The sequence below is a fragment of the Thermodesulfobacteriota bacterium genome (assembly GCA_035325995.1).
Lineage (GTDB): Bacteria > Desulfobacterota_D > UBA1144 > Nemesobacterales > UBA2774 > JADLGH01.
The window spans coordinates 1-24,951 of the sequence record DAOKYU010000004.1; the positions used below are offsets into that span (position 1 = coordinate 1).

Annotated in this window: 23 protein-coding genes; 14 read left to right on the forward strand and 9 right to left on the reverse strand. The window is 59.0% G+C overall.

The genetic code is table 11. The annotated features are described in order from the left end of the window. Positions 1–213: 213 nt before the first annotated feature. Positions 214–1,218 carry an LLM class flavin-dependent oxidoreductase gene (locus PKC29_06530; protein HML95068.1) on the reverse strand — a complete coding sequence of 335 codons (1,005 nt, stop codon included), beginning with the start codon at positions 1,216–1,218 and terminating at the stop codon, positions 214–216. Between the two features lie 109 nt (positions 1,219–1,327). Between PKC29_06530 and PKC29_06535 the strand changes: the two genes are divergently transcribed. The 5 genes from PKC29_06535 (at position 1,328) to PKC29_06555 (ending at position 7,688) form a co-directional block, all read left to right on the forward strand. Beyond that, positions 1,328–2,287 carry an aminopeptidase gene (locus tag PKC29_06535; protein HML95069.1) on the forward strand — a complete coding sequence of 320 codons (960 nt, stop codon included), beginning with the start codon at positions 1,328–1,330 and terminating at the stop codon, positions 2,285–2,287. A 40-nt stretch (positions 2,288–2,327) separates the two neighbouring features. Next, positions 2,328–4,574 (forward strand): glutamine amidotransferase, encoded by a 2,247-nt coding sequence (locus tag PKC29_06540; GenBank protein HML95070.1) that lies wholly within the window; start codon positions 2,328–2,330, stop codon positions 4,572–4,574. Between the two features lie 87 nt (positions 4,575–4,661). Beyond that, a complete protein-coding gene (locus PKC29_06545) occupies positions 4,662–5,426 on the forward strand; it encodes a type III pantothenate kinase (GenBank protein HML95071.1) in 765 nt (254 codons plus the stop codon). Further along, positions 5,410–5,808, forward strand: coding sequence for a hypothetical protein (locus PKC29_06550; GenBank protein HML95072.1), 399 nt, complete (start codon positions 5,410–5,412; stop codon positions 5,806–5,808). Before PKC29_06545 ends, PKC29_06550 begins: the two co-directional genes overlap by 17 nt. Positions 5,809–6,293: 485 nt before the next feature. Continuing rightward, positions 6,294–7,688 (forward strand): DASS family sodium-coupled anion symporter, encoded by a 1,395-nt coding sequence (locus PKC29_06555; GenBank protein ID HML95073.1) that lies wholly within the window; start codon positions 6,294–6,296, stop codon positions 7,686–7,688. Between the two features lie 17 nt (positions 7,689–7,705). Here the strand turns inward: PKC29_06555 and mce are convergent, their stop codons facing one another. The 4 genes from mce to PKC29_06575 form a co-directional block, all read right to left on the reverse strand. Further along, a complete protein-coding gene (gene mce / locus PKC29_06560; GenBank protein ID HML95074.1) occupies positions 7,706–8,131 on the reverse strand; it encodes a methylmalonyl-CoA epimerase in 426 nt (141 codons plus the stop codon). Between the two features lie 47 nt (positions 8,132–8,178). After that, positions 8,179–8,604 carry a hotdog domain-containing protein gene (locus tag PKC29_06565; protein ID HML95075.1) on the reverse strand — a complete coding sequence of 142 codons (426 nt, stop codon included), beginning with the start codon at positions 8,602–8,604 and terminating at the stop codon, positions 8,179–8,181. Positions 8,605–8,750: 146 nt separating this feature from the next. Next, a complete protein-coding gene (locus tag PKC29_06570) occupies positions 8,751–9,518 on the reverse strand; it encodes an Ig domain-containing protein (GenBank protein HML95076.1) in 768 nt (255 codons plus the stop codon). A 67-nt stretch (positions 9,519–9,585) separates the two neighbouring features. After that, positions 9,586–11,073 carry an Rne/Rng family ribonuclease gene (locus PKC29_06575; GenBank protein ID HML95077.1) on the reverse strand — a complete coding sequence of 496 codons (1,488 nt, stop codon included), beginning with the start codon at positions 11,071–11,073 and terminating at the stop codon, positions 9,586–9,588. A 190-nt stretch (positions 11,074–11,263) separates the two neighbouring features. Here PKC29_06575 and PKC29_06580 point away from each other — a divergent pair, with 190 nt between their 5' ends. After that, complete coding sequence (locus PKC29_06580; protein ID HML95078.1) at positions 11,264–12,265, forward strand: LysM domain-containing protein; 1,002 nt, start codon at positions 11,264–11,266, stop codon at positions 12,263–12,265. Between the two features lie 38 nt (positions 12,266–12,303). Here the strand turns inward: PKC29_06580 and PKC29_06585 are convergent, their stop codons facing one another. From PKC29_06585 to PKC29_06595, 3 genes are all read right to left on the reverse strand, one after another. Next, positions 12,304–13,014: a protein-L-isoaspartate(D-aspartate) O-methyltransferase gene (locus PKC29_06585; GenBank protein ID HML95079.1), complete on the reverse strand. Its 711-nt coding sequence runs from the start codon at positions 13,012–13,014 to the stop codon at positions 12,304–12,306. A gap of 89 nt (positions 13,015–13,103) precedes the next feature. Then, positions 13,104–14,057: a methylmalonyl Co-A mutase-associated GTPase MeaB gene (gene meaB / locus PKC29_06590; protein ID HML95080.1), complete on the reverse strand. Its 954-nt coding sequence runs from the start codon at positions 14,055–14,057 to the stop codon at positions 13,104–13,106. Between the two features lie 48 nt (positions 14,058–14,105). After that, on the reverse strand, positions 14,106–14,513 hold the full coding sequence (locus PKC29_06595) for an EVE domain-containing protein (GenBank protein ID HML95081.1): 408 nt from the start codon (positions 14,511–14,513) through the stop codon (positions 14,106–14,108). Between the two features lie 201 nt (positions 14,514–14,714). Here PKC29_06595 and PKC29_06600 point away from each other — a divergent pair, with 201 nt between their 5' ends. From PKC29_06600 to PKC29_06630, 7 genes are all read left to right on the forward strand, one after another. Beyond that, on the forward strand, positions 14,715–15,272 hold the full coding sequence (locus PKC29_06600) for a hypothetical protein (protein HML95082.1): 558 nt from the start codon (positions 14,715–14,717) through the stop codon (positions 15,270–15,272). Further along, positions 15,273–15,995, forward strand: a complete 723-nt coding sequence (hisA, locus tag PKC29_06605) for a 1-(5-phosphoribosyl)-5-[(5-phosphoribosylamino)methylideneamino]imidazole-4-carboxamide isomerase (protein ID HML95083.1) — start codon at positions 15,273–15,275, stop codon at positions 15,993–15,995. Beyond that, the gene (gene hisF, locus PKC29_06610) at positions 15,996–16,754 is read left to right on the forward strand and encodes an imidazole glycerol phosphate synthase subunit HisF (GenBank protein HML95084.1); all 759 of its coding nucleotides are present in this window, start codon (positions 15,996–15,998) and stop codon (positions 16,752–16,754) included. Between the two features lie 28 nt (positions 16,755–16,782). Next, a complete protein-coding gene (locus PKC29_06615) occupies positions 16,783–17,832 on the forward strand; it encodes a deoxyguanosinetriphosphate triphosphohydrolase (protein ID HML95085.1) in 1,050 nt (349 codons plus the stop codon). 71 nt (positions 17,833–17,903) lie between these two features. Then, positions 17,904–18,731 (forward strand): menaquinone biosynthesis protein, encoded by an 828-nt coding sequence (locus PKC29_06620; GenBank protein ID HML95086.1) that lies wholly within the window; start codon positions 17,904–17,906, stop codon positions 18,729–18,731. Between the two features lie 16 nt (positions 18,732–18,747). Next, positions 18,748–19,581: an ABC transporter substrate-binding protein gene (locus PKC29_06625; protein HML95087.1), complete on the forward strand. Its 834-nt coding sequence runs from the start codon at positions 18,748–18,750 to the stop codon at positions 19,579–19,581. A 186-nt stretch (positions 19,582–19,767) separates the two neighbouring features. Continuing rightward, a complete protein-coding gene (locus tag PKC29_06630; GenBank protein HML95088.1) occupies positions 19,768–21,201 on the forward strand; it encodes an aldehyde dehydrogenase family protein in 1,434 nt (477 codons plus the stop codon). A gap of 21 nt (positions 21,202–21,222) precedes the next feature. On the opposite strand, the gene cofC is transcribed toward PKC29_06630, so the two are convergent. Then, positions 21,223–21,912, reverse strand: a complete 690-nt coding sequence (cofC, locus tag PKC29_06635; protein HML95089.1) for a 2-phospho-L-lactate guanylyltransferase — start codon at positions 21,910–21,912, stop codon at positions 21,223–21,225. A 155-nt stretch (positions 21,913–22,067) separates the two neighbouring features. Between cofC and PKC29_06640 the strand changes: the two genes are divergently transcribed. Further along, complete coding sequence (locus PKC29_06640; GenBank protein ID HML95090.1) at positions 22,068–24,950, forward strand: FAD-linked oxidase C-terminal domain-containing protein; 2,883 nt, start codon at positions 22,068–22,070, stop codon at positions 24,948–24,950. Position 24,951: the final 1 nt, after the last annotated feature.

Sequence of the window (24,951 nt, forward strand, 5' to 3'; positions counted from 1 at the left end):
AAAAACTGTTACCCATGTCTCCGAACACCTGTAACCTATGTCCCAGGTCTGTACACCCTTTTCCCAAGGGGGTGTGAAAAGGCAAAAGAGATTTCTCACTATTTTAATTTGAGATATTTCCGAGCAGTACCAGATATGCTTTCTTGCGATCGGCGGAGGGCGTCCGATTCCTCGCTCGCTCGAAATCGTTGGGAATGATTAGAGAGATCGACGTCAGGCGTAGGGCGGGGCGAGGGATTCCATAGATTCCCTGACGAGCCCGCGCGAGGCTTTCGGCGGGAAGAGGAGCACGGGGAGGTCCATCCCGTCTTCGATATAGGCTTTGACTATCGACCTCCCGTGCCCGGGCGTACCGGATACGGAGAGCGAATCGAGCACTCCGTCGCTCACCGCGGAAATGGCTTCTTTCCTGTTTGCCTTCTCCCAGGCGCTCCTGATAGCGCCCGCTTCTTCGCCGTAGCCGTACCTTACGAGTGTGTTGTAATAGTACGCGCCCATGCCGCCGACGTAGTAGGCGACGTGCTCCTTTACTGCCGCCTTCGCAGCCTCGGGGTCTTCGGAGACCGATGTCGTTATATAGGGGCAGACCGATAGCTCAGAAGCCGCCCTACCCTTCGATTCCGCCCCGAGCGCGAGCTCTTTTCCGGCCTCGTTTATGCCCTCCCTCGGGAGCAGGAACGGTATCCAGCCGTCGGCGACCTCGCCCGTGAGGCGTATGTTTTTCGGCCCTATCGCCGCGACGAGTATGGGGATATCGGGACGGAGGGGTTTGAACTGGAGGCGGAACCCTTTGAGCTTGAAAATCTCTCCGTCGTAATCGACCCTGCCGCCCGAGAGGATCATCCGGATGATCTCGACGTATTCCCTCGTCCGCTGAAGGGGTTTTTCGAACTTCATGCCGTGCCAGTTTTCTATGACGGCCGGGCCGCTCGTGCCGAGCCCGAGTATCATGCGGCCGCCCGAGATCTCGTCGAGCGTCGCGATAGTCTGCGCGATCACGGAAGGGGCCCGGCTGAAGACGGGGACGATGCCGGTCGCGAGCTTTATGCGGGTCGTGCTCGCGGCGAGGAGGCCGAGTATGGAAAACGCGTCCCTCCCCCACATTTCCGGGACCCATATGGAGTGGTAGCCGAGGGCCTCGGCGAGGCGGGCGAATTCCACGAGCTCGCCGGGTTCGATGTCGGGCCAGTATGGCGTCACTATGCCCACGCCTTTCATTCAGCCTCCCTGGAATACGGCCCAGCATTTACAGTGGGCCGCCGGTCAGGGCATATTATAATACCGGCAGGGTACAGCGCAAATCAAAGCAGCATTCGGAGGCATGAAAATGGACGAGCTAAAAAGCGCGGCGAAGATTGCCGTGATCGACTGCATGGCCGTTAAGGAAGGGGAGAGCGTTCTCGTAATAACCGACGAGCCGTCGAGGAAGATAGGATACGCGCTCTGGGAGGCGGCGAGGGATGCGGGAGCGGAGGCGTCTATCATCGAGATAATCCCCAGGAAGTCGAACGGCGAGGAGCCGCCGGCATACGTAGCCGAGCTTATGAAGCTCGTGGACGCGGTACTTATACCGACGTCGAAATCGCTAAGCCACACGGAGTCGAGGCGGAATGCGTGTAAGGCGGGCGTCAGGATAGCGACCCTCCCCGGGATAACGGAGGACATGATGGTGAGGACGCTCAACGCCGATTACGACGCAATAGCCAAAAGGAGCGACGCGCTCGCCGCGATCATATCGAAGGCGTCGAACGTGAGGGTGACGTCCGAAAAGGGGACGGACATAAACCTCGCCGTCGAGGGGAGGGAGGGACAGTCCGACACCGGGAGGAACCACGAGCCGGGTGATTTCAGCAACCTCCCCGCCGGCGAGGCGTACGTAGCGCCGCTCGAAGGGAAGTCGGAAGGTGTGGTCGTGTTCGACGGCTCGATGGCCGGCGTGGGGATACTGGAAGACGAGGTGATAAGGGTGAAGGTGGAGGAGGGATTCGCGACCGAGATCACGGGCGGCAAGGGCGCCGAGAGGCTCGTATCGATAATGGAGCCGCACGGGAAGCTCGCGTTTAACCTCGCCGAGCTCGGCATAGGAACCCACGACAAGGCGCGCATAACCGGGCACGTCCTGGAAGACGAGAAGGTCATCGGGACGATACACATCGCATTCGGGGACAACAAGAGCATGGGCGGGATCGTCCGCGTCGCGAGCCACCTGGACGGGGTGGTCATGAGCCCCACGGTGAGCGTGGACGGCGAGCTTATAATGAAGGACGGGAAGCTGCTAATATTCTGACGGGCGGGAAATACGGCGGACGTGTGGTAAATTTTTACCTATGGAAAGCGCCGTAAGCTCGCTCGTGTTTTTAGACCCGCCCGGACTTAAGGAAGCTGCGATATTCGCCGTATTCCTGGCCATCGTGATTTACGGCTCCGTAAGGAGCTCGAGGTCGATAGAGAGCTTCCGGAAAAGGGCCGTCATATTGTCGCTTCACGTTCTCGCGTTCCTGGTTATCTGCTTCCTTCTCCTAAACCCCGCCGTGAGGGTGGACAGCTATAAGGAAGAGAAGCGCCGGCTCGCGGTGCTCGTGGACGGGTCGTGGAGCATGAATCTCCCGAGCGGCGAGGGCGGGGAGACGCGCATCGACGCCGCGCGGAAATTCCTTAAGGACAACTCCGGATTTTTCTCGGGCCTGGACGATGATTTCGTAGTCGAATATTACACGTTCGGCAGCGGCCTTACGCCCGCCTCGCGGGACTCTTTATTGTCGGAGGAGCCGAGCGACGGCAGTACGGATTTCGGGAGGCTGCTGAAGGAGCTTCGCGGCAGAAACAGCCGCGGCGAGCTCGACGAGGCAATAATAATCTCCGACGGCGGGAACAACGGGGATACGGCAGGCGAAGACGGCGAAGACAAGAAAAGCGGGCTCAGAATAAATACCGTGGGGGCGCTTTCGGGCGACGCTTCGCCGGACCTGTGGATAGACGGCGTCGAGTCGAGCGAGGTTTCGTTTTTGAGGTACCCCTATTCCGTCCGGGTGAACGTCAGGACGATCGGGAAAGGCGGCATAAGTATTCCCGTATCGCTGTACGACGGGGACAAGCTGGTGGCTATCAAGGAAGTCGCGATAGACGGCTCGTCCAAGGCCGGGAGCGTCGAATTCGAGATAAATCCGCTTACGCTCGGGCGGCAGATATACACGGCCGCCGTGCCGGTGATGGCGGACGAAACGATAACCGAAAACAACCAGAAGTCTTTTTACACCGACGTAATCATAAACAAGATTCGTATTCTGCACGTGGCGGGGAGCCCGTCGTGGGACGTCAGGTTTTTGAGGAAGGCGCTAAAGCGGAACCCGAACGTGGACCTCGTTTCGTTTTTTATCCTGAGGGACCCGACGGACCTCGTGTTCGCGACGGAGAACGAGCTTAGCCTGATACCATTCCCCGTGAACGAGATATTCGGCTCTGAATTGGGGACGTTCGACATCGTAATATTCCAGAATTTCAACTTCCAGCCCTACGGCATTTTCGGATTTCATCTCCGGAGCATAAGGGATTACGTCTTAAACGAGGGCGGGGCGTTTTTGATGATAGGCGGGAACAAGAGCTTCGACAGCGGGAATTACGGAGCGACGCCCATTTCGGAAATACTGCCCGTCGAGCTCGATTACATACCGCGCGGGCTGACCGAGACGATAAACGACCGGAACGTGCACCCGAAGCTCACCATGGCGGGGAAGAACCACCCGATAATGAGGATATTCCCCGACAAGAGGAAGAACGAGGAAGAGTGGAACGATATGCCGGAGCTCGAAGGGTTCAACATGGTGCAGGGGCTAAGCCAGGGCGCCGTGCCGCTCCTCGTGTCGCCCGACGGCGAGCCTATACTGGCCGTGGCCAAGGTGGGCACCGGGAAGGCGGCCACGTTCCTTTCGGATTCGTCCTGGAAATGGAATTTCGTCCGGGGGAGCGAGGGGGACGTTTCGCCGATGTACGATAAATTCTGGAACAGGCTGTTTTTGTGGTTCGTGAACGACCCGGATTTGAATGACGTGCGGGTCGAGACGGACAGGGCCGTATACGGACCCGGCGAGAAGGCCGGGATACGCATATGGGAGCTCGGCGGGGGGGGGACGGAAGAGAGCCCGAGCGCGAGGCTCGTCCGCCCGGACGGGAGAGCGGAGCGGCTGACACTGGAGAGGGCCGGTGACAACATGTTCACCGCTGAAATCGAGGCCGGAGATACGGGTATATACAGGGTGACGGCGGCCGGGGACGGAGACGGCGCGGCGGACGAGGAGCCTGGAGGCAGCATATCGTTCATCGTCGCCCCTCCTTCGAAGGAAGTGAGGGGGCCGACGTCCGACGAGGGCTATTTGAAATCGATTGCGTCCGGGAGCGGCGGCGTTTATATAAGGTCCGGTGACGGCGCCGGGAGGCTCAGGATAGACGATTCGAGGAAGAAGACCGTTACGGGATACGAGACGAAGGAGCTCTGGGACAGCCCGTTCTTTCTTTTGCTGATATTGGGGTTATTATTTTCGGAATGGTCGCTAAGAAGGAGATGGGGACTTAAGTAAAGGCGCGCCCGGGGGAAACCTCAAAACGGCCGTTCTCCCGGAAGCCGAGGCCGCCGCATCCAAAGGCATAAGACCCCGAAAATAAAGATGCTTCTCGCAATAGACATCGGGAATACGAATATCGTGTTCGGCATATTCGACGGAAAGGATATAGTGTCCCACTGGCGCATCGCCACCGACAAATCGAAGACATCGGACGAATACGGAATACTCTTCAGGGACCTCATGGAAATAAAGGGCATCGAGCCCGGCTCCATAACGGGCGCGGCCGTTTCGTGCGTCGTCCCGAACATACAATCGACCGTATTCAACGCCATAAAGACATATTACGACGTGAACCCGCTCGTGGTCGGCCCGGGCGTCAAGACGGGTATGCCCATACTCTATCACAACCCGAAGGAAGTGGGGGCGGACAGGATAGTGAACGGCGTCGCCGGATACGAGAAGCACAGGGGGAGCGTGATTGTGGTCGATTTCGGCACGGCGACGACATTCGACTGCATATCGGAGAAGGGTGAGTACATGGGGGGAGTCATAACCCCCGGGCTTACGATATCGTCCGAAGCCCTTTACAGGGAGGCCTCGAAGCTCCCGAGGGTGGAGATCGTGAAGCCCGAGAACATAATCGGCAAGACGACCGTCGAGAGCATACAGTCGGGGCTTGTTTACGGCTACGCGGGGCTCGTGGACGGCATAGTCGAGAGGATAAAGACAGAGATGAAGACGCCGCCGTACGTTACCGCCACGGGGGGAGTCGCGCCTCTCATCGCGAAGGAGAGCAGGACCATAAAGGACGTCGATGAATTCCTGACCCTACGGGGACTGAGGCTCATATATGACAGAAACGTTTAGCTACGCGGTATTCCGGCACAAGACGGACGCGCCGCACTGGGACCTTTTCGTGACCAGCGGGGACGGGCGCGCCATGCACTGGATCGTGCCGTCCGGCATACCAGTGGAAGAAAAAGACAAAAGGCTGGCCGTCGGGGGGAGCGCGCCGGAAGACATCCCCGAAGGAGTGCCGGGAGAGTGTGCTTACGGGGACGGATACGGCAGGGGAGAGGCCGAGCCCTGGGACCGGGGGGCGTGCACGATTGAAATGTCCAACAAGATAAAGATGGTCTTGAGCGTCGGGGGCGAAAGGATGCGGGGGAAGTATCTCTTTATCATTCCCGCGTGGGGCAGGTGGACGGAGAAGAGGCTCTGGGTTATAGAGAAGATCGGGCCAGCGTAGCATGCTTTCCGCAATGACGGGCAAATTCTACTCTCGGCCAAAACATAAAATTGCTTCGCTGGGAAGCGAAGCAATACCTTTTCTGGACGGCGCGCCACTCGTGCGGGAAATCGATGCAGCATCGACAATGCGATTAACCAACTGACGCGCAAAAGGCGATTCAATTCTGTTTTGCAGATACGATCGTAAAATACACTTTATGCTTTGGCCAAGCAAAAGTAGAAGTAGCTTGTTTTTAACGCTTTAAAAGATTTTTAGATCCTGAAACAAGTTCAGGATGACTACAAAAAAACAAGGATAAATACTGGATTCCCGACCCGGCTTCGCCCGCAGGCTTCACCGCGGCAGATACAAGCATTATGCTAAAGATGGTAAATTGCGAGCAGTACTGGATGAACGTCTGCGAGATAAGGGAACGGCGTCCGATTCCTCGCTCGCTCGAAATCGTTGGGAATGACAGACTATAAGGAAATGAACGTAAATTTATGTATGTTTATTCCGGCAGGCAGGCCAGTGCTCCGCCGCACACGTTCATCGATATGCGCACAAACATCATCATACTCGTAAGCGGGCTCGTATCACTCGGCATATATTTCTTCGTCCCGGCGGAAGAGAGCACGCTCAAGGGGCTCGCGATACTGGCGTTCATTGCGATCCTCTGGTTCACGGAAGCCCTCCCCCTTGCCGTGACGGCGCTCCTGGTGCCGATACTGGTCGTGGCCGCGGGGGTGATGGACGTAAAGAGCGCGCTGAGCCATTTCGCGAACCCCGTCATATTCCTTTTCCTCGGGGGGTTCGCCCTCGCCGCCGCCCTTCACAAGCACAACATCGACGAGTACATAGCGGGCTACATAATGAACGCCGCGGGAACGAAGCCTATATACGCCATACTGGGGCTCTTCGGTGCGACTTCGCTTATAAGCATGTGGATAAGCAATACGGCGACGGCCGCCATAATGCTGCCGGTGGCGCTCGGGCTGATATCGAAGCTGAGGACGGAGTCGCCCGCGACCGATGCATTCATACTGCTCGGCGTCGCATACTCGGCGAACATTGCCGGGCTCGGGACGCTCATAGGCTCGCCCCCGAACGCCATTACCGCTGCCAACCTCGGCATGGATTTCAGGGACTGGCTCTTCGTGGGACTGCCGCTCGTCGTCATACTCATCCCGGCGATGGTCGGGGTGCTTTATTTTGTCCTGAGACCGAAGCTGCCGAGGGTGGAAATCTCGCAAATCGCCGACATAGAGGGGCTCGTGGATCGCGGGAGCGGGTACAGGGTGGGGCTCGTCTTCGCGATCGTGGTTTTCCTCTGGCTCTTCAGCAGGCCGATATCGTCGTGGATAGGGATAGACAAGGAGTTCGATTCACTCGTGGCGATATTGGGGATAGTCCTCCTCGTTTATTTCAGGACTATAGAGTGGAAGGAGATATCGAGATTCACGGACTGGGGCGTCCTGCTCCTCTTCGGCGGAGGGCTGGTCCTGAGCGCGATGCTGTCCGAGACCGGGGCGAGCCGGTTCCTGGCCGACATAGTGAAAAATCATCTTTCGGTGCACGGCGCGTTCGTGCTCGTGCTGGGCTCCGTGATGCTCACGATACTCATCACGGAATTCGCGAGCAACACCGCGAGCGCGGCGATAATGGTGCCGATATTCCTCGCCCTCGGGCGGGATACGGGGCAGTCGTCACCCGAAGCGCTTGCGCTCGCGGTCGGTATAGCTTCGTCGATGGGGTTCATGCTGCCCGTGGGAACGCCCCCTAACGCGCTTATCTACGGGACGGGGCTCGTCGAGCAGAGGACGATGATAAAAGCGGGCTTCGTGCTGAATATAGTATCCGGGATAGTTATTACAGTGGCCGCCTACTTCTTTTTTTAAATGGACGGGTAACGGGATTATTCTTCGGACAGCTCCGCGAGCTCTATGAGGACGCCGTTCATGGCCTTCGGATGAATGAAGGCGACCCTGGAGTTGTAGGCCCCGACGCGGGGCGTTTCGTCTATCAGCCTCACGCCTTCTTTCTTCAGCCTTTCGAGGGCGAGCTCTATGTTGTCAACGGCAAAGCATATGTGGTGAATGCCCTCGCCTCTTTTCTCGAGGAATTTCGAGATGGGGGAATCCTCGCTAAGGGGCTCGAGGAGCTCTATGGCGGAGCCGCCCTTTTCCGGCACAAGCATGGACGTTTTGACCTTCTGGTCCTCGACGACTTCCCTGTGGGCGACCTTGAGGCCGAGGGCGGTTTCGTAGACCCTTTCGACCTCGTCTATGGAGTTGACCGCTATAGCCACGTGATAGAGGTTTTCGAGAACGCCTTTGCTCATCATTTCGCTCCGTCGAGGGATTTTAACCGGGTGTGGGAATTAGAGGCTCAGGCCGAGCGGACGCGCATTGCGGCCAGCGAGGCCAGCTTCTTTTTTACACCCTTTTCGAACCGCTCCTCGTTGATTATGTACATGTCGTTAAAGCCCGCCGCGATGCGCTCGAACTCGTCGTGAGCGTCTATACGGAAGTAGACCTTGTCGCCTTCGATCCTGAGTATCTCGGCCCTGACGAGTATCGTCGAGCCTATGGGCGCCGAGGCGAAGTGGTTCATTTCGATCCGGACGCTTACGACCATTTCGGAGCCGTCGAGAAAGGGGGCCATGAGATCGGCGCAGGTCGTCTGCATGAGCGTTACCAGAGACGGGCTCGAAAGGACCTGGGGCGAGTTCCTGTGGAACCGGGACGCCGCCATTTCGGGCTTCGTCTCGATCTTTTTCTCGATAAACATGCCTGCCTGAAACGATTTTCTCACGATTTCACCCGGCGAGATTTATAGTTTCCACCCTATAAAGCTGCGTGCCGCAGCTTCGTAATCCAACCCTTATGGATTAAATATACCTGCGAAATAATTTGGTGTATATCAGACCGAAGCCGGCCCTCGGCGAAATCGTGGGCGCCTCACTCTTCCCCGGAGCCGGGGGCTATCGTGAGCGTCAGCTCCCGGGATACGGACGCCCCTTCGGAATCGGCGGCGACGACAGTGACCTTGTATTCGCCGGCGTCGTCCTCGCCGTATTCCCAGGCTATGAGCCCTGTCGCGGGCTCTATCGTCATCCCGGGGGGAGCGCCGCGGAGGGTGAAATCCACGGGGTCGCCGTCAGGATCCTCGGCGACGACTGTATACGCGAACCTCCCGTCCGTAAACGACGCCTCGGGCTCTGACGGTATGACGGGCGGGGAATTGGGAATCGCGAACGCGCCGCCCGCGGTGGCCGCGCCCTGCCCGAGGTCGCTGTAGGGGGTGACGGTGACGCCTATAATGTCGCCCCTTTTAAACCCCTCCTGCCACGGAAGGGTTTCCTCTATCGCGCCCGAAATATCGTTGCCGTTGACAGTCCAGTCGTACATGTATCTTATGTCGCTGTTTTGTGCGCCGTCGAAGCGGATGACCGCCTTGAAGCCGTCCCTCGGATTGCCCGTTATCGTTTCGACCGAGACGGATCTTATTTTGGCGAGAGACGGGATGGCCGGGGCCGGGGCGTCGAAATCTCCCGCGGCTTCGGGCCCCTCTTCCTCCTCTTCGTACGCCTCGTCCACTTCGTCGCCTGCACCGGATGAAATATCCGTCTCGTCGGGCGCGGACGGAGTTTCGTCGCGGCTGCAGCCCGGAACGAGTAGCAGCGCGGCAAGGAGAATGATTAGCGGAAATCCCGCGGCTTTTATCATCGGTGCGTCCCCCGGTTTTCGTTAATAATAGCGCCTGAAGGAGAGAAAAGGCAACAGGGGGGCCGGATCAGGAGGCCTTGACCTCGTACTTGCCGAGGCGGCCCTCGACGGGCTTGAACGATATGCGGACACCGGATTCCTTTTCGAGGCGTTTTAGCCCTTCCTGCTCGAATTCGCGGAGCTTTTCGATTATGCGGGGGCCCGCCTGGACCTCGACGGCGGTTACGCCGGGTTTTCCCGCCTTGTGTCTTATCTCGCGGATTATCTCGTAGGAGATCGTGTCCTTGGATTTGAGGTACCCCGAGCCGTCGCAGTATGGGCAGGGCTCGGCGAGCTCCGTGAGGACGCTTTCGCGGAGGCGCTGGCGTGTCATCTGTATGACGCCGAAGGGGGACATTTCGAGCACCGCCGACCTTGCGCGGTCGCGCTTCAGCGCCTCGACGAAGGCCTCGTATATCTGGTCGCGGAGCTGGCGGTTCTTGATGTCGATAAAATCGACTACGATTATGCCGACCAGGTTCCGGAGCCTGATCTGCCTTACGATTTCGGTCGCGGCTTCGAGGTTGAGCCTGTAGATCGTATCCTCCTGCGTTTTGCCGCTCTGGAACCTTCCCGTGTTGACGTCGACTACGGTGAGGCCCTCGGCCTCTTCGATGATTATGTGGCCGCCCGATTTGAGCCACACCTTTTTGTTGAATATCTTCCTTATCTCGTTCTCGACTCCGTAGCGTATGAATATGGGCTCGGGCTCTTTGTAGAGCTCGACCCTGACGCCCGAATCGGGCAGGTACCTCTTCACGTAGGAGATGATCTCGTCATAGGCCTCCTTCGAATCGACGACGACGCGGCTCATATCGCCGGAGACGAAATCCCTGACCGCTTTTATGTAGAGCCGGGGCTCTTCGTAAAGGAGGGACGGTGTCCTGGTTTCGTCGCTTCTCTTTTTAATGTCGGTCCAGAGGCGGTGGAGCTCCCGCGTATCCTGACGGAGGTCTTCCTCGGATACGTCGATGCTGGCCGTGCGTGCGATGAGCCCTATCCCCTCGGGCTTTATGCGCCTTACTATTTCGTTGAGCCTGTCTCGCTCGCTCTGGGATTCTATCTTGCGGGAGATTCCGACGATGTCGGCGTTCCCGAGGAGGACGGTGTATTTGCCGGGTATGCCGATGAACGAGGAGAGCTTGGGCCCCTTGCCGCCGACCGATTCCTTTAGCACCTGGACGAGCACGTGCTGACCTTCGCGGAGGATGTCCTGTATGAGCCCCCTGCTGTGTTTTTTGTGGTGGTTCGCTTCGCCTTCGTTCTCAAGGAAGAAGTCGTAGAGCGAGTCTTCGTGAACGTCTTCGACGGAGATGAAGCCCGACTTTTCGAGCCCTATGTTCACGAACGCCGCCTGCATGCCGGGGACGACCTTTCCGACGATGCCCTTGTAGATGTTGCCGACGATCCTCGGGGCGGACTTCCTTTCGAGATAGAGCTCCGCCACAGAGCCGTTTTCCATTACGGCCACCCTGGTTTCGTTGAACGTAACATTAATTAAAATCCGGTTGTCCATACCGTATTATACGGGCTGTTTTATATCTAAACCTTACAAGTTTTCTTAAGTATAGTCTATAAGTCGTCGATATGAAAGCTTAAAAGAATTTTAAATTACTTTTAATTCGCTGGAAACGGGTGTAAAATTGAAAACAGTCTGAAAAAGCGGCCCTAAAGACGGGGCCGGTCTTATACGGAGGATGGACGGGATGTATGTCAGAACCATAATCGCTGTGCTCCTGTTTACGGGGGTCGCCCTCGCGCAGGGGAGCCTTCCGCCGCCCAGGGACGGGACGACCATATACGTCGTAAAGCCGGGCGATTCCCTCTGGAAGATTTCAGGCAGGTTCTTCGGGAACCCGCTTTTCTGGCCGAGGCTCTGGGAGCTCAACCCGAACATAGACAACCCGAACAGGATATACCCGGGCGACGTGATTTCGCTTAAGCCGGAGCAGCCCTTACTGCCGGTAGTGAAGGTGGAGCCCAAGGCCCACAAGGTTACGTTCGACGACGTCGAGCCTCCGCCTCCCGTCTTTTATTATTCGCGCGGAGGGTCCGAGGGATTCATATCCCCCGGCCAGTGGGAGCACATGGGGACTATACTGACGTCGGAGCCTCCGAAGATGCTGCTCGGCACTGGCGACATCGTGTACACGAACATAGGCACGAAGAACGGGGCCGGCACCGGGGACAGGTATACGATATACAGGACTTCGAAACCCATCACCCACCCGGTATCCGGGAACAGGGTGGGATACAAGGTTGCCGTCCTCGGGGAGCTCGAGATAATAGAGGTCCTCGGGAAGAGGAAATCGACCGCCGTTATTACGGAGGCCTACCAGGAGATAATGCGCGGGGCGAGAGTGAGGCCCGAGGAGTCCTTCGTCAAGGAAGTCGTGATGAAGAAGGGGGTCCAGAGGGTGGACGGCTTCATCGTCGATAACAAGAACAACGTCGAGCTTTCGGGAAGCGGAGACGTCGTTTACCTGGACGTCGGAAAGAGAAACTCAGTCGTGCCCGGGAACGTGTTTTCTATATACACGTCGCCGAGAAAGTCGTGGGACCCCGACGCGGGGAAGAACGTCGTTATACCGGGAGTGCTCATAGGGAAGATCGTCGTCCTGGAAGTCGGGGATACGACATCGACCGGCGTGATAATCGAGAGCTCGCGGCAGGTGCAGAAGGGGAATTTCATAAGCCTCGACATATAGAGACGGGAATTCGAGAAGAGGATACGCGGTTCGTGCCCCTAGGCCTTTTCAGGCCCGGGCTCGCCCGTCATGGGGACGAACCGGACGGAAGTGACCTTCCTGTAAGAGACGCCCTTCCCGGATTTTTCTATAAGCAGAAGCTCCTGGTTTTCCCCGCCCACGGGGATGACCATCCTGCCGCCTTCCCCGAGCCGGGAGACGAGGGCCTCGGGCACGTCGCCCGGAGCAGCCGTTACTATGATGCCGTCGTAGGGCGCGTTTTCCCCCCACCCGGCATAGCCGTCGCCGACCCTGAAGTGAATGTCCGTATAACCCAGTTTTTCGAGGAGACTGCGCGTCCTCTCGGCGAGCTCGGGGATGATTTCTATCGTGTATACATCGGCCCCCGTTTCGGCGAGTATGGCCGTCTGGTACCCGGAGCCGGTGCCTACCTCGAGTATCTTTTGCCCCGGGGCCGGCTTCAGTATCTCTGACATGAGGGCGACTATGTAGGGCTGGGATATCGTCTGTCCCTTGCCTATCGGAACGGGGCTGTCGCCGTAGGCGGACTCCCTCGACCCGGGCGGGACGAACTCGTGCCTCGGTATCTTAAGCATGGCGTTTATGACGGCGGGATACCTTATGCCGCGTGCGATGATCTGGTCCTCGACCATCCTCCAGCGCATTTCGGCGTAGTCGTCCGCGCCGTCCGTGACCGCGGCGGAAAGGAGGACCAGGAGGGCCGGCACGTAGAAAAGGAGCTCTTCCATAGGGCTAAGGTTACCACGAAAGGGGACTGCGGTTGCCGGCGGGGAAAGAATCGGACCGGAAAGACAAAAAAAGAGGGGACAGGAACAGGCTAGATGATTTTCGATAAAACGAGCTTCGCGCCTTCGTATGGGTCGAGCTCGCCCCTTTTCACCCTGTCGTAAATCTTTTTGACTTCATTCCCGGTGAGCTTTTCGGAGACGGCCGCTTCGACCGCTTCCTTTACTATCTCGGAGAATTCCTCTTCCCTGCGCGTTTCGCGCTTGAGCCCGAGGCGTCCTGTCTTTTCCTGAAATTCCCTGTGCCTTTCGACCTCGGCGGCGAGCTTGTCTATCCCCTCCCCTTTTGCCGCGCTCGTCATGAGGACGGGCTGCTTCCATTCCTTGCCGGGGGACTTCAGGGAGACGATCTGCCTTATCTCGGCCGTGATGAGATTCGCCCCTTCCCTGTCGCACTTGTTGACGACGAATATGTCGGCTATCTCCATGAGCCCCGCCTTCATCGTCTGGACGCCGTCGCCGGCCTCGGGGACGAGGACGACGAGGACCGTGTCGGCTATGCGTATCACGTCGAGCTCGCTCTGGCCGACGCCGACCGTTTCGACTATGACGTAGTCGAGCCCGAACGCGGAGAAGAGCTTTATTATCTCCCTCGAAGCCCGGGATATTCCGCCGTGGGTGCCCCTCGTGCTGATGCTCCTTATGAAGACGCCGTCGTCCATGGAGTGGTCGTGCATGCGAATCCTGTCGCCGAGTATGGCCCCGCCCGAAAACGGGCTCGACGGATCGACGGCGAGGACGCCGACCGTTTTACCGAGGGACCTGTAGTGCGCGATGAGCCTGTTCGTGAGTGTGCTTTTCCCCGCACCGGGCGGGCCCGTGACGCCGATTATGTAGGACCTCTCCGAAAGATTGTCGAGACGCTTGAGCACAGCCGGGAGAGAGCGGTGACGGCTTTCGGCGAGCGTTATGAGACGCGCGAGGGCTACCCTGTCGCCGGACAGCATCTTGTCAATGAGCTCGTTTTCGTGTTGGGATAATGGCATCGGGACATACCTTAAATCGCGGGGGGTGGATTGTCAAAGGAAAGGGAGCTATCCGGCGCTCATTTTGAGTATGGTGTCGTATTCGTCTTTCGTGACGGGCACGACCGAAAGGCGGCCCTGCTTTACGAGGGCGATATTCCCGAGGCCTTTTTCCTTTTTAATGTCGGCGAGCGCGACGGGATTTTTGAGGGGTTTTACCGGCTCGATGTCTACGGCGACCCACCTGTCGTCTCCCGTGGTCGGGTCCTGATAAGCCTCCCTGATCACCTTCGCGATCCCGACTATCGCGAGGCCGACGTTACTGTGATAGTAGAGAAGGAGGTCGCCCTTCTTCATGGATTTGAGGTTGTTCCTCGCCTGGTAGTTCCTGACGCCGGTCCAGTCCGTACGGCCGTCGCGGACGAGGTCGTCCCAGGAATATGCCGAGGGCTCGGACTTAACAAGCCAGTAGCTCATGGGTTTAATTATGAGGAAATTTTAGAGTATTACAAATGGCGGCGCGGCCGCCGGGATTCTTTAACTAATCCTATTATCCAGTATATTTATGGGCGTATGGGTAAACTACGTGCAGTCTTTAAAACCTTTATTATGATTGCGTTCCTTGCCGCATGTGCTTACCCCGCACACGCGCAGACGGAGGAGCCCGCCGGACCTCGCGTGCCGTTAAGGGAGAAGGTGAAGACGGCTGCCGTCATGCCGTTCAGCTCGAAATCCTCCCTGTCGGCGGAGATGCCGGCGGAAGCGCTTTCAGACAAGGAGAGGTTCCTCATGATCTCCTTTTACGACGCGCTCGTAGCACAGGGGAGCGTCGTGAAGATCACACCGCTCAAGGAATCCGAGGCCGCGTACGCCGGGGTGACGTATGACAATCCCGTCTCTTACTTCCGGGACGCCGCGGTCGAAGCCGGAAGGAAGCTCGGCGTGGACGCCGTGTTTACGGGCGTTATATCGGAGTACACGGAAAGGAAGGGCTCGGGCGCGGGCGTCGAGTCGCCCGCTACTGTCGCTTTCAGCGTCGAGCTTTTGAGCACGAAGGACGGCAGCATACTGTGGGAGACCTACTTTACCGAGACCCAGAGGCCGCTCCTGGACAACCTGTACGAGATAGACAAGTTCTTTAAAAGAGGGGCGAAGTGGATTACGGCGGACGAGCTCGCGAGGGAAGGCGCGAGGAAGGCCGCGTCCGACTTCAATACATTCCTGACGACCGAATAAATGCTGATAATACCTGCCATAGATCTTAAAGACGGAAAGTGCGTGAGGCTGTACAAGGGCGAGGAAGGGACGGAGACCGTCTTTTCCGAGAGGCCCGGGGAAGTGGCCGCGAAGTGGGAGGCGGCCGGAGCGAAGTGGATTCACGTAGTAGACCTCGACGGGGCCTTTAAGGGCGAGCCGGGGAATCTTGCGGCAGTGAAGGATATAAGGGCCTCAGTCAAGTGCAGCATACAGGTTGGCGGCGGGATAAGGAACATCGAGACCGTGAGGGAGTACGCCGGCCTCGGCATCGACAGGGTGATAATCGGCACCGCCGCCTTTAACGACGCAGACTTTCTCAAACAGGCGTGCGAAGAGTTCCCCGGCAGGATAGCCGTCGGCCTCGATACGAAGAACGGGAAGATCGCCGTAAAGGGCTGGAAGGAAGTGATAGACACGGATACGAAAGAAGCGCTCCGGGACCTCCACGAGGCCGGGGTGTCGATAATACTCAACACGAATATAGACAGGGACGGCACGATGGAAGGGATAAACGTGAACGCCGCCCGCGAGTTTATAGAGATGTCGCCGCTGCCAGTAATAGCGTCGGGCGGAATCGCGACCATGGCCGACCTCGAAAAGCTCGACTCGCTCGGGCTCGGTGGGCTTTACGGCGCGATACTCGGGAAGTCGCTCTACACAGGATCGATAGACCTCAAAGAAGCCGTATCAAGGTACTCGTAAATGCTATCCAAGAGAATAATACCCTGCCTCGACGTCAAGGACGGAAGGGTCGTGAAGGGCGTCAATTTCCTTAACCTGAGGGACGCCGGGGACCCCGTCGAGATCGCGAAGAAATACAGCGACGAGGGGGCGGACGAAATATGCTTCCTCGACATCACCGCCTCGCACGAAGAGAGGAACACGATGATAGACGTCGTCCGGCGGACTGCCGGGGAGGTGTTCGTGCCTCTCACGGTCGGCGGGGGCGTAAGGACCCTCGAGGACGTGAGGGAGCTCCTCCTGGCGGGGGCGGACAAGGTTTCCATAAACACCGCCGCCGTGAAGGATCCGGATTTCGTCAGGGCGGCCGCGGAGAAGTTCGGCAGTCAGTGCATCGTCGTCGCTATAGACGCGAGGGAGTCCTCGCCCGGGAGGTGGGAGGTGTACACCCACGGCGGGAGGAACCCCACCGGGATAGACGCCGTCGAGTGGGCGAGGAAGATGGAGGAGAACGGCGCGGGGGAGATACTACTTACCAGCATGGACAGGGACGGGACGAAGTCGGGGTATGACCTCGCGCTTACGAGGGCCGTCTCGCGAGCCGTTTCGATACCGGTGATCGCATCCGGAGGCGCCGGAACCCTTGAGCATCTTACGGAGGGGGTCAGGGAAGGAGAGGCGGACGCCGTGCTCGTGGCGTCGATATTCCATTACGGCGAGCACACGATAAGGGAAGCGAAAGAGCACATGAACGGAAGGGGCGTCAGCGTAAGGCTCTGACGGAAGGCGGAGACCCGGGGAAACAGATTTGAACATAAGAGAGCACACGGAAGAGATAGAGAGAAAGATACTTTCGCCGTACGCCGCGCTGAGCGCCGAATCGAAGGGGAGGCGGAGGCCCGAGGAGCCCTGCTCCATACGGACGGATTTTCAGAGGGACAGGGACAGGATAATACACTCGAAGTCCTTCAGGCGGATGAAGCACAAGACCCAGGTATTCCTCGCGCCGACGGACGACCATTACAGGACGAGGCTCACGCACGTTATAGAGGTGTCGCAGATAGCGAGGACTATTTCGAGGGCACTCAGGCTCAACGAAGACCTCACCGAAGCGATAGCCCTCGGACACGACCTCGGGCATACGCCCTTCGGGCACGCGGGCGAGGCTGCACTCAACGAACTCTTTCCCGGCGGTTTCAAGCACGTCATACACAGCCTCAGGGTCGTGGACGTTCTCGAAAGGGGCGGGAAGGGGCTAAACCTGACGCACGAGGTGAGGGACGGGATAGCCAAGCATTCGAAGGGCATGGGGGCGGTGGACAACCCCGCGTACAGGCCCGAGACCCTCGAAGGGCAGGTCGTCAGGATCTCGGACCTCGTGGCATACGCCAACCACGACCTCGACGACGCCATACGCGCTCGCATAATAACGATAGACGACGTGCCGGAGAGGTGCATCAACGCACTCGGCAGGACGAGCTCCGAAAGGATCAACAGGATGGTTACGGACATAATAACGGAGACTATAAGGAACGACGGCGAGAAGGTGGCCGCGAGCGACGAGGTCGCCGGGGCGATGGTCGATCTCAGGGGTTATCTCTTCAACACCGTATACATGAACGAGAAGATCAAGAACAATTTCCTCAAGGCGACAAAGGTCATAAGGGAATTATACGAATACTTCTGCGAGAACGAGGAGGAATTCAGGAAGTACGGCGGGAACCCCCCGAGAGAGGGCGAGACGCACGAGCGGGCCGTTTGCGATTTTATCGCGGGAATGACGGATTCGTACGCGATTTCGGTTTACGAGACGATCTTCCTGCCGCGAAGATGGCAGGGAGACCTGAGCACGCTGTAGCCCCCCTGCCCTGCCGGCGAGCCCGGGGAGCGGATTTCCTCCCGGCGCGCGGCTTCCTAAGACAATCCGACATGAGCGCAAAAAAGACCGTAATAAAGTTGGGCTCCGTATCCTTCCTTAACGCAAAACCCATTACTTACGCGATAGAGAACGGCCTCGTCGAGCACGACTTCAGCATAGTACAGACGCCGCCCTCGGAGCTTTCGGGCATGCTGTCACGAAAAGAGATCGACCTCGGCCTGATCCCGGTCGCGGAGTTTTTAAAGAGAGGCACGTACAGCGCGGTGCCCGGTATATCTATATCGTCGTACGGGAAGGTGGATAGCGTCGTACTCCTCGCGAAGGAGAAGCTTAAAAATGTCAGGACTGTTGCCGTCGATCTGAGGTCGCAGAGCTCGACCGCGCTCCTCCGAGTGATCCTCGAAGTGTTTCACGGACTAAAGCCTTCCTACACGCCGAGGGACGCGACGAAGGAAGGATTCCTGGACGGTGTAGACGCCGGGATGATAATCGGGGACCTCGGGCTAGAGATGATGTACGCGCCGCCCGCGGGGTATAGCGTTTACGACCTCGGGGAGATATGGACGGCCGAGACGGGGCTCCCGTTCGTGTTCGCTGTCTTTGCCGTTAACAGGGGCGTTTCGCTCGGGAGGAACGTGGACGCGCTTGCGGAATCGATGGCGTACGGCCGGGCGCACGCGGCCGGGATAGCGCGCATCGAAGCGGCCAGGCTCGGCATGGACGAGGCGACGTGCGTGACATACCTTACGGAAAGGATACAATATGACCTCGGCCCGAGGGAGCGGGAGGGCATCGTGAAATACAGCGAGCTCCTGTCGGGGCTCGGGATTTCGGAGAAGATTCCGGGCGTCGAGATTTACGCCGAAGAGAAAAACTAGGGAGGTACCATCACCTGTGAGTAAGCAGATAATGAGGCTCGGGCACAGCCCCGACGCGGACGACGCGTTCATGTTCTATGGAGTAGCGAAGGATAAGGTGACGTCCGACAAAATAGAATTCGTACACGTTATAGAAGACATACAGTCACTTAACAAGAGGGCGCTCAACAAGGAGCTCGAAATGACGGCCATATCGGCGCACGGGTATCTGAAGGTGCAGGACGACTACCGTATACTCGCGAGCGGCGCCAGCATGGGCGAGGGATACGGGCCGATAGTCGTGGCAAGGGAGCGGTTCGACAGCCTCGCCGGGAGGAAGATAGGCGTTCCGGGAATGCTGACCTCGGCGTATCTCCTCCTTTGCATTTATGCGGACGGGTTCGTACCCGTCGAGATGCCGTTCGACGAGATAATGCCGGCCGTCGCGAACGGAGAGATAGAAACGGGGCTTCTCATACACGAGGGGCAGCTCACCTATAAAGAAGCGGGGCTCGAGCTTTTGTTCGACATAGGGGAGCTATGGGCGAAGGAAACGCCCCTTCCGATGCCGCTCGGGCTTAACGTCGTCAGGAGAGACATCCCGGAGGACCTTCAGAGGGAAATCCTCCGCGTCCACAAGGGGAGCATCGAGTACGGGCTCGGCCACAAGGACGAGGCGCTCGAATACGCGCTCGAATTCGGGCGCGGGATGAAAGAGGACGTCGGGGAGAAGTTCGTCCTCATGTATGTGAACGATTACACCATAGACCTCGGCGGGAAGGGGAAGGCGGCCCTCGAATACCTATTCAACAGGGCGCACGAGAAGGGAATCATAAAAGAGCAGCCGAGGCTCGACATACTGGAATTATAAATTTACACATACTCCGGGCGAAAGGACCATTCGCCCGGAGTCTCACTTCCACTTCAATCCATCCATATCCGTAACTAGTTAAAAACTGTCAGTCATATCAATCTCCACCGACTAACTTAGCTGTTGGTAAACCCACGCACGTCTCCTATAATTACAAATAAAGTCTGCATACAACGGAGCCTGATCATGCCGAAAGAGTTCGGATATCTCGTAAACGGAAAGTGGGAGACGGGGGAGAAGAAACGGGAGATAAAGAGCCCGTACAACGGGGATGTCGCCGGCGTTATAAACATTCCGGCGAAGGAAAGAGCGCTCGAAGCGATAGGCTACGCCGAGGAGGCGTTCCGGAAGTTCAGGACGAGCCCGAGCCACGAGCGGAGGAGGATACTGAGAAACATCGCCGACGGCATCGAAAAGAGGAAGGAGGAGTTCGCGAGGACCCTCGTCCTCGAAGGCGGAAAGCCGCTCAAGACGGCGCGCGTCGAGGCGGGGCGCGGGACGGCGACATTCTCCGCCGCGGCGGACGAGGCGGGGAGGTTCGGCGAGGGGGAGCTCGTGCCGATGGACCTTATCCCCGGGACGGAGGGGATGTTCGGGATGGCGAGGCGGTTTCCGCTGGGCGTCGTCGCGGGGATATCGCCGTTTAACTTTCCGCTTAACCTAGTGGCGCATAAGGTCGCCCCGGCCACTGCGTCGGGGAACGTTATGATACTTAAGCCCGCGTCGCAGACGCCTCTTTCGGCGCTCATGCTCGGCGAGGTCGCGATCGAGGCCGGGCTCCCGGCGGGCGTCCTCAACATACTGCCGCTTCCGGGCGGGGACATAGAGCCCGTGCTCGAAGACGGGCGGATAAGGAAGATATCGTTCACCGGCAGCGACGAGATAGGCTGGGAGCTCATGAAGAAGTTCTCGAAGAAGAAGGTTACTCTCGAGCTCGGCGGGAACGCCGCTACTGTCATAGACGAGGACCCGCCGGACGTCGCGTTCGCGGCGTCGAGGAACGCGTGGGGGGCCTTTTACCAGGCGGGGCAGAGCTGCATATCCGTCCAGAGGATGTACATCCACGAGAAGGCGTTCGACGGGTTTTTGGAGAGGTTCGTCGAGGAGACCAGGAAGCTCAGGACCGGGGACCCGATGCTCGAAGACACGGACGTCGGCCCCGTCATAGATACGGGCGCCGCCGACAGGATAATGGAGTGGATAGAAGAGGCCGTCGAAAGCGGCGGGAAAATACTCACGGGTGGCGAGAGGGACGGGAACATCATACAGCCCACGGTGCTCGTGGACGTGCCGCCCGGCTGCAGGGTCGTCCGGGAAGAGGTGTTCGGGCCCGTGGTGTGCGCCGAGAGGTATAGCGATTTCGACGACGTGCTGGCGAAGGTGAACGATTCGCGCTACGGGCTCCAGGCCGGCATATTCACGAAGGATATCAAGAAAGCATTCAAGGCTTATTCCACCCTCGAAGTAGGAGGCGTAATCGTGAACGACTATCCGAGCTTCAGGGTGGAGAACATGCCCTACGGCGGCGTAAAGGATTCGGGCGTCGGGAGGGAAGGCCTCCGCTATGCCATCGAAGAGATGACCGAGCTTAAGCTCCTGGCGGTGAATCTCAACTATTAGCTCGCGGCGGGCGGGTTGTTTTCAGCCCGTGACTTTATCCACGAGGCCCATGCGGGAGAGGAGCCTCCCGGTGACCGTATCGCTCTCGACGGAGAGGAACTCGCGGAGGTCTTCGGGGTGGTCGATGTCGAGCGCTATCCGGGGGTTCTCGAAGGACTCGACACGCACCCCGCGCCCGGCTGCTTCGTTCTTATGCTTCCGGAAGCTGTCGTCCCCGAACCTGGACGGGAAGGCGTCGGGCGGGTTCCTGAGTATGGCGTTAGTCCCCATGAAGTCCCTTGCGGGCACCAGTACGGCCGAAGGCGGCGGGAGCTCCCTTTCGAGGACGGCGTCTATGTCGTATGCCGTGATCAGCGGGGCGTCGCCGGGGATTACGAGGACCGATGAGGCTCCCATTTCCTTACACCTGAGCGACGCCTCGTCCACGGAAGCGCTCTCGCCCTTTTGCTCGGTTTCTTCGAGCACCTCCATGCCGAGTCCGCGCGCTATCTCGGCCGCGCGTTTATCCATCGTCACGATGAGCTTTTTGTCCGGAAGCCGCGCCGCGGCGAGAGCCGTCAGCACGTCCTCCAGCATGGCGTAGGCGATGTCCGTCCTCACGTCCTGGGGCAGGAGCGACGAGAGCCTGTTCTTCGCGTGCGACAGATCTTTTACAGGGACTATGACGAATTTCATGAGCCTGTCCGTTGCCGGACGGGATGTTAAAAGCACCTTGCTCCCCCCGGCCGGAACCACGTTATGATACCAGTATTTGAGAGAAGTCTGTAATGAAAAACTGGACGCGAGCCATGCTCCCCTGAAATCAAAGGGCGGCGATTAGCTAAAATGTGTACGCTCAAGTTATACTAGACGGAAGGACGCCGCCGATGCCCGACCCGAACGCACGAACAGAGCTGGAAAAGGAGCTCGCAGGAGAGCTCGAATGCGAGATACGATTCGACAGGCTGAGCAGGATTCTCTACAGCACCGACGCGAGCAATTACCAGATAGAGCCTGTGGGCGTTGTCGTACCCAGGAGCGCCGAAGACATATCGAAGGCCGTGGGATGCGCGGCGAAGTACGGGATACCGATACTGCCGCGGGGCGGCGGGACCAGCCTCGCCGGGCAGGCCGTCGGGAAGGCGCTCGTCCTCGACTTCTCTAAATATCTCAACAAGATCATCGAAATCGACGCCGGGGCGGGAACCGTGCGCGTCGAGCCGGGGATTTACCTGGAAAATCTCAACCGGGGCATCGCGCACACGGGGCTCATGTTCGGCCCGGATCCCTCGACGGCGAGGATAGCGACAGCCGGCGGGGCTATCGGGAATAACTCCACGGGGGCGCATTCGATCCTTTACGGCATGGCGGGGGATAACGTCGAGGCGGCGAGGGTGATTCTCCCGGGCGGAGGCGAAGCGAGGCTCAGCGCGTTCACGAATGGAAAGGCATCGACACAGGGCGGGGCGGAGGGAGAGCTTTTCTCCAGGCTCGCGCGGATCAAGAAGGAATTCGGCGGGATCATAGAGACGGAATTCCCGAAGCACTGGCGTAGGGCGTCCGGCTACAGCCTGAATTATTTTCTCGAAGAGCCGTTCAACCCGGCAAGGCTCCTGGCAGGGTCGGAAGGGACGCTCGGCATCGCTTCGGAGCTTACCTTGAAGCTCGTCCCGAGGCCGAAGCACACGCGCCTCGCCGTCCTCGAATTCGGGAGCGTCGTCCCGGCCATGGAGGCCGTAACGCCCATACTCATGCGCGGGCCGTCCGCCGTCGAGCTTATCGATTCGATGATCATAGGGCTCGCCCGGAAGCTGCCGGGGCTGGGACGCAGGCTGACGTTTACCGGCGAAGACCCCGAGGCACTTCTGGTCGTCGAGTTCTACGGCGAGACGGAGGACGAGGCGGAAAAGAAGACGCGCGGGCTCGCGGCGTTTCTGAGGCAGAAGCAAATTGACTGTGCGGTAAGGTACGCCGATACGCCCGGGGAGCAGGCGGACGTGTGGGCCATACGCCGCGCCGGGCTGGGGATACTCCTCAGCAGGCGCGGGGATTATAAGCCCATACCGTGTATCGAGGACGTATCCGTGCCCGCCGCGCGCCTCGCGGAATATGTAGCGGACGTGACGGAATTGATAGGAAGGTTCAGCACGAAGGCGGGGTTCTACGGGCACGCGAGCGCGGGCTGCCTTCACGTGAGGCCGCTCGTGAACCTGAAAACCGGGGGCGGGGTCACAGCCATGAAGGAGCTCATGGACGGGGCGTTCGGGCTCGCCGTAAAGTACGGCGGCGTAATGAGCGGCGAGCACGGGGACGGGCTCCAGAGAAGTTATCTTAACGAGAGGCTTTTCGGGCCCGGGCTCTACCGTGCAATGCGCGAGCTGAAGGAGGCCTTCGACCCGCGCGGGCTGATGAACCCGGGGAAGGTAGTCGGCCCCGCGCCTCCGGACGAGGATTTGCGATTCGGTGAAGGGTACCGTCCGTATGAAATAAGGACTTACCTCGACTGGTCGTCCGACGAGGGATTTGCCGGAGCGGCCGAGATGTGCAGCGGGCAGGGCGTTTGCAGGAAGCTGGGCGAGGGGATAATGTGCCCGTCCTACATGGCGACGCGTGACGAGAGGGACACGACGAGGGCGAGGGCGAACGCCTTGAGGGCGGTTCTTTCGGGGAGGGCCGGGAAGGAATTCCTCACTGGGAGCGAGATGCGGGAGACGTTCGACCTCTGCATTTCGTGCAAGGCGTGCAAGAGCGAGTGCCCCTCGGCCGTAGACGCGGCGAAGATGAAGAGCGAGCTCCTCGCGCACTATCACGACGTCCACGGCCTTCCGCTGAGGGACCGCTTGTTCGGGAACATACACGCCCTCAGCAGGGCGGCCGCCGTTTTCCCCGCGCTTTCGAACGCTGTTATGGGGAGCGGGGCGGGCAGGAGCATATTGTCGCGCATAGGCATAAGCGGGGAAAGGACCTTGCCCGCGCTATCCGGGGAGAGCTTTACGGAGTGGTTCCGGAAGAGGCCCCGGAAGGCGCGCGTCACGCATGCGGGGAAGGTGCTTTATTTCCACGATACGTGGGTGAGCTACTACCAGCCCGAGATAGGGAAGGCCGCGGTCAGGCTGCTTGAAGCCGCCGGGTTCGAGGTTATTCTCGCGGAGAGGCGGGTATGCTGCGGGCGGCCGATGATAAGCAAGGGCATGCTGAGGGAGGCGAAGCGCAGCGCGCGGGCAAACGCTGAGCTCCTCGCCGGGTATGCGAGGGAGGGCATTCCCGTCGTCGGGACGGAGCCGAGCTGCATGCTGACGTTCAGGGACGAGTACCCGGACCTCCTCCCGGGGAACGGGGCCGCCGCCCTTCTTTCGAAGAATTCGTATCTCCTAGACGAATTCCTGTTCGGCGAGGGAGCGGATATCATGAGCGTCATCAAGTGGAAACCGGGGAAAAAGAACGTTCTTTATCATGGCCACTGCCACCAGAGGGCTCTTATCGGGATGGGAGCGCCCGTGGGACTGCTGAAGACGGCTGGCTGCGGCGTAACGGAGACGAATGCCGGGTGCTGCGGGATGGCCGGGAGCTTCGGATACGAGAGCGAGCACTACGCCGTCTCCCGGGCGATAGGCGAGGACCGCCTGTTCCCGGCCGTGAGGAATGCGCCGGACGATACGGTCATAGCCATATCGGGGGTTTCGTGCCTCCACCAGATTGAGCACTTCACGGGCCGGCGCGTAAAGCACGTAGCCGAGGTGCTGGCGGACAGGCTGGACGAGGAAGATTAGA